12 protein-coding genes and 2 tRNA genes are annotated in these 14,183 nt (G+C 67.3%); 8 read left to right on the forward strand and 6 right to left on the reverse strand.

The annotated features are described in order from the left end of the window. Positions 1 to 23: 23 nt before the first annotated feature. The 3 genes from J4O73_RS06080 to J4O73_RS06090 all read right to left on the reverse strand — a co-directional run bounded on the left by J4O73_RS06080 (position 24) and on the right by J4O73_RS06090 (position 1,275). A complete protein-coding gene (locus tag J4O73_RS06080) occupies positions 24 to 620 on the reverse strand; it encodes a hypothetical protein (RefSeq protein WP_426215549.1) in 597 nt (198 codons plus the stop codon). Positions 621 to 691: 71 nt separating this feature from the next. Then, a tRNA-Ala gene (locus tag J4O73_RS06085) sits at positions 692 to 767 on the reverse strand. Between the two features lie 127 nt (positions 768 to 894). Further along, complete coding sequence (locus tag J4O73_RS06090; RefSeq protein WP_426215996.1) at positions 895 to 1,275, reverse strand: TIGR02300 family protein; 381 nt, start codon at positions 1,273 to 1,275, stop codon at positions 895 to 897. Positions 1,276 to 1,538: 263 nt separating this feature from the next. Here J4O73_RS06090 and aroA point away from each other — a divergent pair, with 263 nt between their 5' ends. The 5 genes from aroA (at position 1,539) to J4O73_RS06115 (ending at position 5,697) form a co-directional block, all read left to right on the forward strand. Then, positions 1,539 to 2,888 (forward strand): 3-phosphoshikimate 1-carboxyvinyltransferase, encoded by a 1,350-nt coding sequence (gene aroA / locus J4O73_RS06095; RefSeq protein ID WP_426215551.1) that lies wholly within the window; start codon positions 1,539 to 1,541, stop codon positions 2,886 to 2,888. A 2-nt stretch (positions 2,889 to 2,890) separates the two neighbouring features. Beyond that, positions 2,891 to 3,529 (forward strand): (d)CMP kinase, encoded by a 639-nt coding sequence (cmk, locus tag J4O73_RS06100; protein WP_426215553.1) that lies wholly within the window; start codon positions 2,891 to 2,893, stop codon positions 3,527 to 3,529. Positions 3,530 to 3,585: 56 nt separating this feature from the next. Then, a tRNA-Lys gene (locus tag J4O73_RS06105) sits at positions 3,586 to 3,661 on the forward strand. 58 nt (positions 3,662 to 3,719) lie between these two features. Then, positions 3,720 to 4,343 (forward strand): DUF938 domain-containing protein, encoded by a 624-nt coding sequence (locus J4O73_RS06110; RefSeq protein ID WP_426215555.1) that lies wholly within the window; start codon positions 3,720 to 3,722, stop codon positions 4,341 to 4,343. Positions 4,344 to 4,416: 73 nt separating this feature from the next. Next, positions 4,417 to 5,697: an O-acetylhomoserine aminocarboxypropyltransferase gene (locus J4O73_RS06115; protein ID WP_378975181.1), complete on the forward strand. Its 1,281-nt coding sequence runs from the start codon at positions 4,417 to 4,419 to the stop codon at positions 5,695 to 5,697. A 16-nt stretch (positions 5,698 to 5,713) separates the two neighbouring features. Here the strand turns inward: J4O73_RS06115 and J4O73_RS06120 are convergent, their stop codons facing one another. After that, positions 5,714 to 7,504, reverse strand: coding sequence for an acyl-CoA dehydrogenase C-terminal domain-containing protein (locus tag J4O73_RS06120; RefSeq protein WP_426215557.1), 1,791 nt, complete (start codon positions 7,502 to 7,504; stop codon positions 5,714 to 5,716). Between the two features lie 382 nt (positions 7,505 to 7,886). Between J4O73_RS06120 and J4O73_RS06125 the strand changes: the two genes are divergently transcribed. Together J4O73_RS06125 and J4O73_RS06130 are read left to right on the forward strand one after the other, a co-directional pair. Further along, positions 7,887 to 10,886, forward strand: a complete 3,000-nt coding sequence (locus J4O73_RS06125) for a hypothetical protein (protein WP_426215559.1) — start codon at positions 7,887 to 7,889, stop codon at positions 10,884 to 10,886. Between the two features lie 182 nt (positions 10,887 to 11,068). Further along, complete coding sequence (locus tag J4O73_RS06130; protein ID WP_426215561.1) at positions 11,069 to 11,506, forward strand: DUF3429 domain-containing protein; 438 nt, start codon at positions 11,069 to 11,071, stop codon at positions 11,504 to 11,506. Position 11,507: 1 nt separating this feature from the next. Here J4O73_RS06130 and J4O73_RS06135 read toward each other — a convergent pair whose 3' ends face one another. Both J4O73_RS06135 and J4O73_RS06140 read right to left on the reverse strand, forming a co-directional pair. Then, on the reverse strand, positions 11,508 to 11,732 hold the full coding sequence (locus tag J4O73_RS06135) for a hypothetical protein (protein WP_426215563.1): 225 nt from the start codon (positions 11,730 to 11,732) through the stop codon (positions 11,508 to 11,510). Between the two features lie 295 nt (positions 11,733 to 12,027). Next, the gene (locus J4O73_RS06140) at positions 12,028 to 13,242 is read right to left on the reverse strand and encodes an NADP-dependent isocitrate dehydrogenase (RefSeq protein ID WP_426215565.1); all 1,215 of its coding nucleotides are present in this window, start codon (positions 13,240 to 13,242) and stop codon (positions 12,028 to 12,030) included. 173 nt (positions 13,243 to 13,415) lie between these two features. Between J4O73_RS06140 and J4O73_RS06145 the strand changes: the two genes are divergently transcribed. Beyond that, positions 13,416 to 14,177 carry an RNA methyltransferase gene (locus J4O73_RS06145; RefSeq protein ID WP_426215567.1) on the forward strand — a complete coding sequence of 254 codons (762 nt, stop codon included), beginning with the start codon at positions 13,416 to 13,418 and terminating at the stop codon, positions 14,175 to 14,177. Positions 14,178 to 14,183 lie beyond the last annotated feature (6 nt).

Genomic DNA, 14,183 nt, shown 5'->3' on the forward strand with positions numbered 1-14,183 from the left:
GAGAGGTCTCCGACTCGGTCGATTTAGCGGTGGGGAGGAAGCGTAGCGCCGAGATAGGTCTCGATCACCTCGCAGAACGGGACGCCCGCGCCCGTCACCAATAGGGCATCGACCCGCACGAGGGGCGCGTCCGGGCCGGGATCGGCCGCAAGCGGGAAGCTCTGGACCGACACGACTTGGCGCACAGGCGCCAAAGGCCGTACCACGCGGCCGAACGGAACATCCGACCCATCAAGGGCTGTGTTCATCTCCGGCGTGAGCCGCGAGGGAACATACCAATTGTCGGCTTCGGACAGGACGCGGTCGCCGCAGGCAAGGCGCACATGGCGGTAGCGCACGGGCTCGTCTGGACCGACGCCGAGGCGTGCGCGCTGCTCCGCCGTCAGGGGTTTGTCCACGCCATTCTGCCGATGGGCGACGAGGCGCGCCTGCTGTGCGAGACCCTTCTCGGCGCACCATGATTCGAGCGCCGCCGTCGCACTGTCCGAGCGCAGGATGCGGCCTCGCAGGTCGGCTACCAGGGCCTCGACCGCCGAGGCCGGACGCGCCGCGACAATCTCGTCGGCGCGGACCGGCTCCGAAACGACGATCGCGGCAGGCAGGACGCCGACCGTGCTCAAGAGGGCAAGGGATAAGAGAGCAGATCCGACGTGCGATCGAACGATAACAGCACTGGGATCCGGAAAAGAAATGGTGGAGCCTAACGGGATCGAACCGATGACCTCTTCCATGCCATGGAAGCGCTCTCCCAGCTGAGCTAAGGCCCCACTATTTGCCGCTGCGGTTGGGTTCCGCAGGGTTCGCCGTTCCAGTGAAGGGCCGGCGAGGGCGGTTCTATAAGCGCCCTGCCGGCCGGACTCAACCCCTATTTTCAACAAAGCGTCGAAGGGGGGCTCAGCTCTCTTCGTCGTTCTCGATATCGCCGTCGATCAGGTCCGACACGTCGTCGTCACCGCTGTCTTCCTCCTCGAGGAAGGTATCGTCGTCGCCGCCGCTGGAATCAGCGTCGTCGTCGCTGTCATCGGCCGGCGTCGGATCGGCATCGTCTTCGGCGGCCTCGACCTCATCGAGGGAGACCAACTCCGGACCCTTTTCGTCCGTCTCGTCCTCATCGTCGTCGGTGCTGCGCGACAGGGCGGGCGGCGCGACGCGGCCGACGGCCGCTTGATAGACCGCGCCACATTTCGGGCAGGTCGCGGGGTCGCGGGCGAGGTCGTAAAACTTCGCGCCGCAGCTCATGCACTGGCGTTTAAGGCCGAGTTCAGGTCGGGCCACGGGGGACACCTCGTCGTCGAAGCAGTGTGCGGAGAGCGGCCCGGTTAGTCGCGGCTGTCGCCCCTGTCAATCGAGGTGCTGTGGCGGGAATTCGCAATGTTTTCCCGAACCCTCGTCACTCCGGCGCGCCGCCACCGGCCCTCGCGCGGATGACGACGGGCGGCGCCCGTGATAACCGCGCCGCGAACCGGCCTCCGGGAAGCCCCTGCCGCGCTCCGCGCCGGGCCATCCCTGCCGCATGAAGATCCGAACGGACCTGACTCGTGTCGCACGCCCTCACCCCTGAGCCACTCACCGCCACGCCGGGCTCTGCCTTGCGGGGAAGCCTTCGTCCGCCGGGCGACAAGTCGATCTCGCACCGCTCAATGATTCTCGGGCTGTTGAGCCAGGGCCGCACCCGCGTCGAGGGGCTGCTGGAAGGAGACGATGTGCTGCGCACTGCCGCCGCCGCCAAGGCGCTCGGCGCCAAGGTCGAGCGGCTGGGCGAAGGGCGCTGGGTGGTCGACGGCGTCGGCATCGGCGGCCTGACCGATCCGTCCGAGGTGCTCGATTTCGGCAATGCCGGAACCGGCTCGCGGTTGATGATGGGCGTGGTCGGTGGCCAGCCGGTGACGGCGACCTTCGACGGCGACGCCTCCCTGCGCTCCCGGCCCATGCGCCGCATTCTCGATCCGCTTTGCCTCATGGGCACGCAGGTCGTCTCCGAGGCAGCGGGCGGGCGCGTGCCGCTGACCCTGCGCGGGCCGCAGGAGGCGATCCCGATCACCTACGAGACCCCCGCCGCATCGGCGCAGATCAAGTCCGCCGTTCTTCTCGCCGCGCTCAACGCGCCGGGCGTCACCACCGTGATCGAGACGGCCGCCACCCGCGACCATACCGAGCGGATGCTGCGTCTGTTCGGGGCGGAGATTCGCGTGGAGCCACACGGGCCGCAGGGCCATGGCCGCAAGGTGTCCCTCACCGGACAGCCGACCCTGCGTGGCACGGACGTCATCGTTCCGGCCGATCCGTCCTCCGCGGCCTTCCCGCTGGTGGCCGCACTGATCACGCCCGGCTCCGAGATCGTGATCGAGGGGGTGATGATGAACCCGCTCCGCACCGGCCTCATCACCACTCTGATCGAGATGGGTGCGGATATCGAGAAGCTCGACGAGCGCGAGGAGGGTGGCGAGACCGTCGCGAATCTCCGTGTACGGGCAAGCCGCCTGAAAGGCGTCGATGTCCCGGCCGAGCGGGCGCCCGCGATGATCGATGAATACCCCGTGCTCGCCGTCGCCGCCGCCTTCGCCGAGGGCGCTACACGCATGAACGGCTTGCACGAACTCCGTGTGAAGGAATCCGACCGCCTCGCCGCCGTGGCGGCGGGTCTTGCTGCAAACGGGATCCCCCATAGGATCGAGGGCGACGACCTGATCGTGGAGGGCGATGGCAGCGCGCCGAAGGGCGGCGGCACGGTGACGACGCATCTCGACCACCGCATCGCCATGTCGTTCCTCGTGCTGGGGCTTGCGACGCGTGAGCCCGTGACGGTGGATGACGGGGCGATGATCGCCACCAGCTTCCCCAGCTTCCTGCCGACCATGTCCGCCCTCGGCGGCCGGATCGGAGCCTGATCATGCCCCTCGTCATCGCCATCGACGGCCCGGCCGCCTCCGGCAAGGGTACCCTCGCCAAGCGCCTCGCCGCGCATTACGGCCTGCCACATCTCGACACGGGCCTGCTGTATCGCGCCGTCGCCTTTGCCCTGCTCGAAGCAGGCCAATCCCTCGATGATACGAAGGCCGCTGCCCGCGCGGCCGAAACCCTCGATGCCAACGGCCTGACCGATCCGCGCCTGCGCGACCGGGCGATGGGCGAGGCGGCTTCGCGCGTCTCGGCCGTCCCGGAGGTGCGCTCCGCGTTGCTCGCATGGCAGCGCCGTTTTGCCGCCGATCCGGCCGGGGCGGTGCTCGACGGCCGCGACATCGGCACCGTGGTCTGTCCGGCGGCCAGCGTGAAGCTGTTCATCACCGCCTCCTCCGAGGAGCGCGCCCGCCGCCGTCACAAGGAATTGGCCGGGCGCGGCGAGGCCGCGACGCTCGAAGGTATCCTGGCCGATATCGAAGCGCGCGACGCGCGTGATTCTTTGCGCAGCGCCGCCCCCCTGCGCATGGCCGACGATGCCGTTCGGCTCGACACGACCGAACTCGATGCGGCTGCGGCTTTCGACGAAGCCCGTGCGATCGTCGAGCGCGCCCGCACGACGATCGGTTGACCCTCCCGATCCGCTCCCCTATTGCGGTGGCCGCCGGCCCCGCTCGACGGGGTCGCGAGCGCGTAGCTCAGCTGGTAGAGCAACGGACTTTTAATCTGTAGGTCCTGGGTTCGAGTCCCAGCGCGCTCACCACATCTTCGGACATTCGGTCGAACGGCGAGCCACCCGGCATCTGTGCTAGCTTGGCTCCATGCTGAATTGGTCCTCTGAAGGTGATGCTCTCACCGCACCCGCCGTCGCCCGCAACCGGGATGCCATCCTCGCCATCCTCACGCGTATCCTGCCTGCTTCTGGGACTGTGCTGGAAGTGGCGAGCGGGTCCGGCGAGCATGCGGTCCATTTCGCCCGCGCGCTACCGCATCTCGTCTGGCAGCCGAGCGATCCGGAGCCGGCCGCCCTTCGCAGCATCGCCGCTCATCGGCGTCACGCGGCTCTTTCGAACCTGAACGAACCCGTCGTGCTCGATGCCGCAGCGCCCGTTTGGCCCCTGGGTTCCGCCGAAGCGGTTTTATGCATCAACATGATTCACATCGCGCCTTGGACGGCCGCCGAAGGATTGATGGCGGGGGCCGGGCGGTTGCTGTCGGAGGGGGCGCCCCTGGTGCTATATGGGCCGTTCCGGGAGGACGGGCGGCCGACGGCCCCGAGCAACGAGGCGTTCGACGTCGATCTGCGCGTGCGCGACCCTCGCTGGGGTCTGCGTCTGCTTGGCGAGGTGAGCGAGCTCGCAGCCTCGCATGGCTTAGGCCTCGCGGAGCGATTCGAGATGCCCGCGAACAACCTCACCCTCGTGTTCCGCAAGGCTGGTGCCTGAGGCGCGCCTTGCGCCGTCATCCCGTGCGGGCGTACAGGCTGAGGGCATCAGCCCACGGAGACTTGTGAGCGAAATGACCGACCGGCTGCCCGGCTTCAACACCCTGGCGATCCACGCAGGCGCCGCCCCCGACGCTGCGACGGGCGCCCGCGCGACGCCGATTTACCAGACCACGAGCTTCGTGTTCGACGACGTGGACCATGCGGCGTCGCTGTTCGGCCTCCAGGCCTTCGGCAACATCTACACCCGCATCACCAACCCGACGAACGCGGTGCTGGAAGAGCGGATCGCTGCGCTGGAAGGTGGCACGGCCGCCCTGGCCGTGGCTTCGGGCCACGCCGCCGAATTCCTCACCATGCACGCGCTGATGCAGCCGGGCGACGAGTTCGTGGCCGCCAACAAGCTGTACGGCGGCTCGATCAACCAGTTCAACCATTCCTACCGGAATTTCGGCTGGTCGGTGGTCTGGGCGGATACCGACAATCCGGCCTCGTTCGAGGCGGCGATCACGCCGCGCACTAAGGCCATCTTCTGCGAATCCATCGCCAATCCCGGTGGCGTCATCACCGACATCGCGGCGCTGTCGCAGATCGCGAAGAAACACAACATTCCGCTCATTGTCGATAACACGATGGCGACGCCGTACCTGATCCGCCCGTTCGAGCACGGGGCGGACATCGTCGTGCATTCTGCCACCAAGTTCCTCGGCGGCCACGGCAACTCGATCGGCGGCCTCATCGTCGATGGCGGCACGTTCCAGTGGGCGGGCGATGCTCGCTACCCGATGATGAGCCAGCCTCGCCCGGAATATGCCGGCATGGTGCTCGCCGAGACCTTCGGCAATTTCGGCTTCGCCATCGCCTGCCGCGTGCTCGGCCTGCGCGATCTCGGGCCCTCGCTCTCGCCGTTCAACGCGTTCCTGATCCTCAACGGCATCGAGACGCTGCCGTTGCGGATGCAGCGCCATTCCGACAACGCCCTCAAGGTTGCGACCTTCCTCTCGCAGCACGAGGCGGTGGCGTGGGTGAGCTATCCGGGGCTCGAAAGCGACAAGTACTACGCGATGGCCAAGCGCTACACGCCGAACGGCGCGGGCGCGGTGTTCACCTTCGGTCTGAAGGGCGGGTACGAAGCGGGCGTGAAGCTGGTCTCGAACCTCGAACTGTTCTCGCACCTCGCTAATATCGGTGACACCCGCTCGCTGATCATCCACCCGGCCTCGACCACTCACCGGCAGTTGACTGACGAGCAGAAGACCGCCGCCGGTGCCGGACCCGAAGTGGTGCGCCTGTCGATCGGCCTGGAAGACCCGGCCGATCTGATCGAGGATCTGGACCGGGCGCTCCGGAGCTAGCGCCCGGGGTGGAGGCCTAAAAAGCCTCCGCCTCCAGCGCCATGGTGGTCTGAGATCCGGCCTTGATCCGCGCGAGGCGCAGGGCCGTCTCCGGCAAGGTTCGCTCCATGAAGAACCGGCCGGTGACGAGCTTCGTGTCCCACCGGGTGGTCTCGCCGCCCTCGACCTTGCGGGCCTGCGCCGCCCGGGCGATGCGGCACCACATGTAGCCGAGGGCGACGAGCCCGAGCAGGTGCATGAAATCGGTGGCGCCCGCGCCGGCATTGTCCGGGTTGCCCATGGCGTTCTGCATCAGCCACATCGTCGCCTGCTGGAGATCGCCCGTTGCCGCCTGAAGCGGCTTCGCGAAGGGCGCCATGGCCTCGTCCTCGCCTGCCACCTTCAGGAAGCCCTGGATCTCGCCGAGGAAGGCCATCATCGCCCGCCCGCCATCCTTCGGCAGCTTGCGGCCGATCAGATCCATGGCCTGGATGCCGTTGGCGCCTTCGTAGATCATGGCGATGCGGGCATCGCGCACGAACTGCGACATGCCCCATTCCTCGACATAGCCGTGGCCGCCCAGCATCTGCTGCGCTTCAACGGCATTGGCGAAGCCACGATCCGTGAGCACGCCCTTCACCACCGGGGTCATCAGCCCCATCAGGTCATCGGCCGCCTGCCGCTCCCTGGCATCTTCGGCCCGGTGGAGGATGTCACCCTGCAACGCGGTCCACAGCACCAGGGCACGGGCGGCCTCGTTGAAGGCGCGGATCTGCATCAGGGTTCGCCGCACGTCCGGATGGACGATGATCGGGTCGGCGGCTTTGTCGGGGGCCTTTGCCCCGGTGAGAGCACGGCCCTGGAGACGATCCTTCGCGTAGGCAACGGCGTTCTGATAGGCGACCTCTGACTGGCCGAGCCCTTGAACGCCCACCGCGAGGCGTGCCTCGTTCATCATCACGAACATCGCGTTGAGGCCGCGATTGGCCTCGCCCACCAGCCAGCCTGTCGCGCCGTCGTAGTTCATGACGCAGGTGGCGTTTCCGTGAATGCCCATCTTGTGCTCGATAGAGCCGCAGGACACGCCGTTGCGCGTGCCAGGCGACCCATCCTCGTTCACCAGCACCTTGGGCACGAGGAAGAGCGAAATGCCCTTCGTGCCCGCTGGAGCGCCCTCGATGCGGGCGAGCACGAGATGCACGATGTTTTCCGAGAGATCGTGCTCGCCGGCCGAGATGAAGATTTTCGTCCCGGTGATCGCGTAGCTGCCGTCACCCTGCGGCGCGGCCTTGGTGCGGAGCAGGCCGAGATCCGTGCCGCAATGCGGCTCGGTCAGGTTCATGGTCCCGGTCCACGTGCCCTCGACCATCTTCGGCACGAAGCGCGCCTTCTGCTCCTCCGAACCATGGACGAGCAGGGCGGCAATCGCCCCCTGGGTCAGGCCTGGATACATGCTGAGAGCGAGGTTCGCTCCATTCGCGAAATCCTGAATAGCAATATTCAGAACTTGCGGGAGGCCTTGTCCGCCATATTCCTCAGGCACCGAGAGGCCCATCCAGCCCCCGCCCGCGTAGGCGTCATACGCGGCTTTGAAGCCCGTCGGCGTCGTGACGCGACCATCCGGATGCCGCGTGCACCCCTCCCGGTCGCCCACCTGATTGACCGGTGCCAAGACCTCATCGGCCAGTTTCGCCCCTTCGCGCAGCACCGCTTCGACCACGTCGGGCGTCGCCTCCGCGAAGGCGCTGAGGTTCGACCGGCCTTGCAGGCCTAGAACATCGTTGAGGATGAACAGCGTGTCGTCTACCGGCGAACGGTATTGCGGCATGCGAATGTTTCCTGCCCTTGCGATTCGAATGACGGTCGAAAAACCCGCTTTCGATGCACAGACCTTAAACGGGCGCCGCAGCTTGCGGCAACGTGTCGACCCTGCCGCAGGACGGGGGCGGCGGTCATGCCGCACGATGTAAGTGGTTGAGCTGCCTACGTTCCCCGATCCTCTACCCGCTTTAGGAAACGAGCCGCACGCTATAGTTGCAATACCATTGATCGACCGCCATGGGGCAATCCTGACCCCAGCCTTAACGTGATGTTTACCAACAAATTTAATGGTTACCGCCAGGCGCCCCACAGGTTGCAGCGCCGGGGCATGCTCCCCGGCTTCGCACCGGTCGGGCGCCACGCTGCTCGCCGATGACGACAGGCCGACGATGAACCGCAACGCGACCTCGCACTTCGATAGTTTCGATCCGGAGGTGATCGAAGCCGCTCGCGACGTCGCGAGCCGCGCGGGCGTTCCCCTGGAGGCGTGGATCGCCTCCGTCGTCCCGCAGCACCTCGCGCCGGTTTCCGGCGCGACCGAACAGCATTCTGCAGGGGAGCACGGCCGGATGCCTCAGGATCAGGCCCACGGTTCGGGCTCCGAAAGCCTCAAAGCGTTGATGGCACGCCTCGACGGCCTCGATCAGTCCGTGGAGGCCGAACGCCGTGCGGCCGCCCTCGACGAGCACAAGCGGCCCGAGGACATCGCTCTGCGGGTCGATCCCATTCTGCAGGAAAGCAGTGCCCGTCCGGCGGCCAAGCGCGGCAAGGCCAGCGCCGCCGAGATGCGCGAGGCGGTGCAGGCCATCCGCCAGCGCCAGCGTGAACTCACGGAGCAGTCTCAGCCCGCCGGGACGGTCGCGACGATGCATCGCGACCTCGCCCGCCGCCTCACCACCGACGTTGCGGCCAAGGATGACAACGGTCTTCCCGCCTATGTGACGGACGAATTGCAGCGCAACGCGAGCCGGCTGCGCGATCTGCTGGCTTCGCTTGCCTCCAATGCGGACGTGCTGGAGCTCGAGAACGCGGTCGAGTCCATCGCGGCGAATATCGCTCGTGCGAAGTCCGATGCCGAGGCCCCGGCGCTGGCGCTCCCGCTTGCCGTCGTCCGGACCCGGATCGATGAACTGAATATCGAAGAGACCGAAGCGGCCCACTCGCAGATCGCCGTCGGCATCAAGCGGTTCAAGAACCGGCTGGACGTCGCCTCGGCCTTCGAGGAGGCCGAGGCCGACCGCGAGCTGCTCCACGCCCTCTCGGTCGAACTGGCCGAGATCCGCGCCGCCGCCGACGAGTTGGCGAAGCCGGCTCGGCTCGATGCCGTGGCCAGCCGCGTCCAGTCGCTGGGCGAGCAGATCGATCACCTCCCTCCCGCCGTTGAGGCTCAGCCCGAGCCGGTCGTCATCGCGGAGCCTGCTCAGAAGGTCGAGCTGGCCGACGAGATCAGCGCCCTCGCCGAGCGCGTGGACAGTCTTTCCGCCCGCGCCGATCTCGATGCGGATGCGCGACGTCAGCAGGCGGCCCCCGCCACGAGCGGCGAGATGGCCTCGATCCAGGCGATGCTGCAGAGCCTCGCGGAGAAGGTGGACCGTGTCGGCCAGCGCAATGGCGCCGACGGTCTCGATGCTTTGGAAAAGCAGGTTCTGACGCTCGTCGACAGGATCGAGGCGCCGTCCGCGCTCGATCCGGCTCTCACCAGCCTCGAGCGTACGATGAACGACCTGATGCATCAGGTCGAAGCCCTCCGTGAGGTCGCCCCGAGCGATGCCGTCATCGAGCGTGCGGCCCGGCAGGCCGTCGCGGAAACCCTTCAGGGGGCCAGCGTCAAGGCGGACCCGACCGAGTTCGGGCTGCTCCGCGCAAGCCTCGCCGAGATGCAGGCTCGGCAGATCGCTTCGGACGAGCGGCTGAGCTCGACCCTCGAAGGCGTGCAATCCGCCCTCGACCGGCTGGTGAACCGCCTCATCTCCACCGAGGCTCCGGTCGCGGCACGTACCCCGTCCCTCGATGAGCGTCTGATGACCTCGACCAGCGTCGAGGCTCCGCGGCCCACCCTGCGCCCGGCGCAGCCTGAGGAGGCCGAGCCGGCTCCGGTTGCCTATTCCGGCACCAGCGTCCTGCTCGAGCCGGGCTCCCCGCGCCCGCTCCGCGCGCCGACCGTCACGGTCGAGAAGCGCCAGTCCGCCCCGAAGGCGCCCGCCCTCGACCAAGCCGCAGCCGCCGATGGCGACATCAAGACGAGCTTCATCGCCGCCGCCCGCCGTGCCGCCCAGGCTGCTCAGGCCGAGCTTGCCGCCGAAACTCCGGTCGATCGCCCGCTCCGTGCCCGTGCCCCAAAGGCCTCCGCGCCGACGGTCGGGCCCATGACCCGCCTGCGCTCTGAGATCGACCAGCATCGCAAGCCGCTTCTCCTCGGCCTCGCGGCCATCGTCCTGACGCTCGGCGCCATACAGGCGGTGAGCGTGAACAAGGACAATGCGGCCCGCGTGCCGCTACTCGCCACGCCGCCGGACCCCACGGCCGAGAAGATTCCCGGGTCGGTGAAGGCTGCCGAGGCACAGAAGGATCCGGCTACGACGCAGACCGTGGCCGCCCCGCGTCCGCCCGAAGTCCAGGAGCCGGCGAAGCCCGCCGTGCCGCAGGTTCCGAACATGGCCGGGCTCGCCAACGACCTCGCCACCGTGCCCGCCACCCTTGCCAAGACCAAGCAGGCCGCCCTTGACGGTGACGGCGCCGCGGTATGGGACCTCGCGGTTCGCGAGTCGGATGGCCGGGGGATGCCGCGCGATCTCGCCAGTGCCGCCAAGCTCTTCGAAAAGCTCGCGAATGTCGGCTACGCGCCCGCCCAGTACAAGCTCGGCGCTCATTACGAAAAGGGGTCGGGCGTCGCCCGCGACCTCGCTCAGGCGAAGCTCTGGTACGGCCGGGCCGCCGAGCAGGGTCATGCCCGCGCCATGCACAATCTCGGCGTAATCTATGCCGAAAACCCGGCCGCGAACGGCAAGCCCGATTTCGTGTCCGCCGCATCCTGGTTCCGTCAGGGGGCCGAGCACGGCGTACGCGATAGCCAGTACAACATCGCGGTGCTCTATGCCCGCGGCCTCGGGCTGACGCAGGATCTCGTGCAATCCTACGTGTGGTTCGCCGCTGCCGCTGCTCAGGGCGACGACGATGCCGGGAAGAAGCGCGATGACGTCGCGACGAAGCTCAGCGCGCCCGACCTCGCCCGTGCCAAGAGCCTCGCCGGATCGTTCAAGCCGCGTCGTCTTGATCCGGCCGTGAACGAGCCCCCGGCCGTGAACGATGCAGTGCAGGGGTCGGTGAGCCTTCTCGGCGCCCCCGTGCCGGTGGCCGCCACGGTCCCGGTCTCGCGCCGCCAAATCTGATCGGGTCGCCTCCGGGCGCCCCGGCTTGAATTCCCATCAGGGCGAGTCGGGGTGGCTTAGCGACGCGGTTGCCGTTCAGAACTTGACCGCAGGCGCCGGATGCGGGACGCCTCGCTCGCAAGTGCGGTCGGTCCGGCCCGGGTAGGTACGGTTCCATGGCCGGGCATAGAACCGGAGGTTGGATGCCGCGCCTTCCCGCAGTGCCAGTGAGTGCGATCGTGCTCGGTGTGGCCGGGCTGATTCCCTTTCTTGGTTTCGCGGCCTTGGCGGTCTCGGGGAGCGATGGCGGCCTCGGCACGATCGGCTTGTCGCCGCGCACCATCCTGTCGGCCTATGGCGCCGTGATCGCGTCTTTCCTCGGCGGTATCCGGTGGGGGGCGGCGGCCGCGCGTGGCGGCAGCGGGGGCGATTACTTCATCGCCATCGTTCCATCCCTCGTCGCTTGGGCGGCCATGGCCGCGCCTGCCCCTTGGGATCTCCGCATTCTCGGCGTTCTGGTGTTGGCCTGGGGCCTCGTCGATCAGGACCTGACCCGGCGTGGCCTCGCGCCCGCTTGGCTCGGGCGCCTGCGCCTCGTCCTGTCGGGAGTGGCCGGAGCGGCGCTCCTCGTGGCCGCCTGATTCAGCGCCGCTCGGACGGATGCACCAGCGCGCGTAACAGGGAAACGATAGCCGCCCTTTGATCGGGTGCCGTGAGGCGACTGAACAGGAGGGCTGCTTCCGCCCGCTCATTCGCATCCGGTCCTTCATCGAACACGGATCGCGTGGCGCGGAAGGCGTCGGGAGGAACGTCGAGCGCGGACGCGATAAGCCTCAGATGTTCCTGGGTCTTCGGCGCCTCGAACACGACACTCGCTCCCTGGGCCGCTGGCTCCATCGGTGACAGCCTAGCGCACCGCTACCGCGAATGTCACCTGAGGTTGTATGCTGAGCGCCTGCCGTCAATCGCCATCGTCAGGCCCGGTTGCCCGCTGTGAGAGAAGTTGCTTCGTAACGCCAAAGTGTTGCTTGGAAACCAATCATGTCTTGGCCGTGGCAGCCCGTCATGCGACCCATTGACCACGATACAATCCAAAAGCGAAAAAGGCGGCGGGTGCCTTCGCACCCGCCGCCTTCATCGTAACTCCGCTAGGGCCTCAGGCTCAGGCGGACATTGCCGTCTTGAGGTTCTGATCGACCTTGTCGAGGAACCCGGTCGTAGACAGCCACTTCTGATCCGGCCCGACGAGCAGGGCGAGATCCTTGGTCATGTGACCGGCCTCGACGGTGTCGACACAGACCTTCTCCAGCGTGGCCGAGAATTTCGCCAACTCGTCGTTGCCGTCGAGCTTGGCGCGGTGCGAGAGGCCGCGGGTCCAGGCGAAGATCGAGGCGATGGAGTTGGTCGAGGTCTCGCGGCCCTTCTGGTGCTCGCGATAGTGACGCGTGACGGTGCCGTGCGCGGCCTCGGCCTCGACGGTGTTGCCATCCGGGGTCATCAGCACTGAGGTCATCAGGCCGAGCGAGCCGAAGCCCTGGGCGGCGGTGTCGGACTGCACATCGCCATCGTAGTTCTTACAGGCCCACACGTAGCCGCCCGACCACTTGAGGCACGAGGCCACCATGTCGTCGATGAGGCGGTGCTCGTAGGTGATGCCCAGCGTGTCGAACTTCGCCTTGAACTCTTCCTCGTAGACCTTCTGGAACAGGTCCTTGAACCGGCCGTCATAGGCCTTAAGGATGGTGTTCTTGGTGGAGAGGTACACCGGATAGCGGCGGGCGAGGCCGTAGTTCATCGACGCGCGGGCGAAATCGATGATCGACTGGTCGAGGTTGTACATCGACATGGCGACGCCGGCCTCGGGGAACTTGAACACCTCCTTCTCGATGACCGTGCCGTCATCGCCCTCGAACTTGATGGTCAGGCGGCCCTTGCCGGGCACCTTGAAGTCGGTCGCGCGGTACTGGTCGCCATAGGCATGGCGGCCGATCACGAAGGGCTGCGTCCAGCCGGGCACGAGGCGCGGCACGTTCTTACAGATGATCGGCTCGCGGAAGATCACGCCGCCGAGGATGTTGCGGATCGTGCCGTTCGGCGACCGCCACATCTCCTTGAGATTGAACTCCTTCACGCGGGCCTCGTCCGGCGTGATGGTGGCGCACTTCACGCCGACGCCGTGGCGCTTGATCGCCTCGGCGGCATCCACGGTCACCTTGTCTGAGGTGGCATCGCGGTGCTCGACGCCGAGGTCGTAATATTCGAGATCGACATCGAGATAGGGGTGGATGAGCTTGTTCTTGATCTCGGCCCAGATGATCCGGGTCATCTCGTCGCCGTCGAGCTCGACGACCGGGTTCGCTACCTTGATCTTCGCCATGGGCCGATTGCCTTCCCGCGCGCTGTCCTACAGGGGGCACGGCATGCAAGTGCCGTGCGGACGCGCCCGGCGACATAGCAAGGGGGCACCGGGAGCGGAAGGCTCGCGCTGTCATTGAGGCGGTGTCGTAACTGCCCCCTCGACGGACCGCCGGACCCGTGCCAGAGGGCGGCATGACCCGCACGTCCGCTGAGAAGGAACTCGAACTCCCGCCGGGCACGGCACCCGCCGTGATCCTCGTGGAGCCGCAACTGGCCGAGAATATCGGCATGACGGCCCGCGCCATGGCGAATTTCGGCCTGTCGGATCTACGCCTCGTCAACCCCAAGAATGGCTGGCCGAAGAAGGGCGTGCGCGAGGCGGCTTCCGGCGCCACGCATGTGCTCGACGGTGCGCACATCTTCGCGAGCGTCGAGGAAGCGGTCGCCGATCTGCACTGTGTGTTCGCGACCACCGCCCGCGAGCGCGGGCAGATGAAGCGCGTCTTCGCACCGGACGAGGCCATGGCCGACTTGGTCGGCCGCGAAGGGCAGCGCTGCGGTATTCTCTTCGGCCGGGAACGCGTGGGACTCACGAACGACGAGGTGTCGCTGGCCGGTGCCATCATCACCTTTCCCGTCTCGCCGGATTTCCCCTCGCTGAACCTCGCTCAGGCGGTGCTGCTGGTGGGCTACGAGTGGCGGAAGGCCAGCGGCCGGGCGCGACTTCCATTTTCGGGCGAGATGCTGTCGCCACCCGCGACGCGCGAGGCGATGGTCGCCCTGTTCGCGAACTTGGAGGCTGCGCTCGACGTGGCGGGTTTCTACCCGCCGGAGAAGCGCGGGGGCATCACACGCAACATGCGCGACATGCTTCACCGCATGGCCCTGAACGAACAGGACGTGCGCACTTTCCAGGGGGCGCTGCGGGCGATCTCGCGGGCGATGAAATCCTGATCGGAC

The sequence above is a fragment of the Methylobacterium sp. NFXW15 genome (assembly GCF_049887755.1).
Lineage (GTDB): Bacteria > Pseudomonadota > Alphaproteobacteria > Rhizobiales > Beijerinckiaceae > Methylobacterium.

What these genes read in the sequence shown, in the direction of transcription:
- cmk (WP_426215553.1), top strand. Translation starts at nt 2,891, where the DNA reads ATGCCCCTCGTCATCGCCATCGACGGCCCGGCCGCCTCCGGCAAGGGT.
- J4O73_RS06110 (WP_426215555.1), top strand. Translation starts at nt 3,720, where the DNA reads ATGCTGAATTGGTCCTCTGAAGGTGATGCTCTCACCGCACCCGCCGTC.
- J4O73_RS06115 (WP_378975181.1), top strand. Translation starts at nt 4,417, where the DNA reads ATGACCGACCGGCTGCCCGGCTTCAACACCCTGGCGATCCACGCAGGC.
- J4O73_RS06120 (WP_426215557.1), bottom strand. Translation starts at nt 7,504, where the DNA reads ATGCCGCAATACCGTTCGCCGGTAGACGACACGCTGTTCATCCTCAAC.
- J4O73_RS06125 (WP_426215559.1), top strand. Translation starts at nt 7,887, where the DNA reads ATGAACCGCAACGCGACCTCGCACTTCGATAGTTTCGATCCGGAGGTG.
- J4O73_RS06130 (WP_426215561.1), top strand. Translation starts at nt 11,069, where the DNA reads ATGCCGCGCCTTCCCGCAGTGCCAGTGAGTGCGATCGTGCTCGGTGTG.
- J4O73_RS06140 (WP_426215565.1), bottom strand. Translation starts at nt 13,242, where the DNA reads ATGGCGAAGATCAAGGTAGCGAACCCGGTCGTCGAGCTCGACGGCGAC.
- J4O73_RS06145 (WP_426215567.1), top strand. Translation starts at nt 13,416, where the DNA reads ATGACCCGCACGTCCGCTGAGAAGGAACTCGAACTCCCGCCGGGCACG.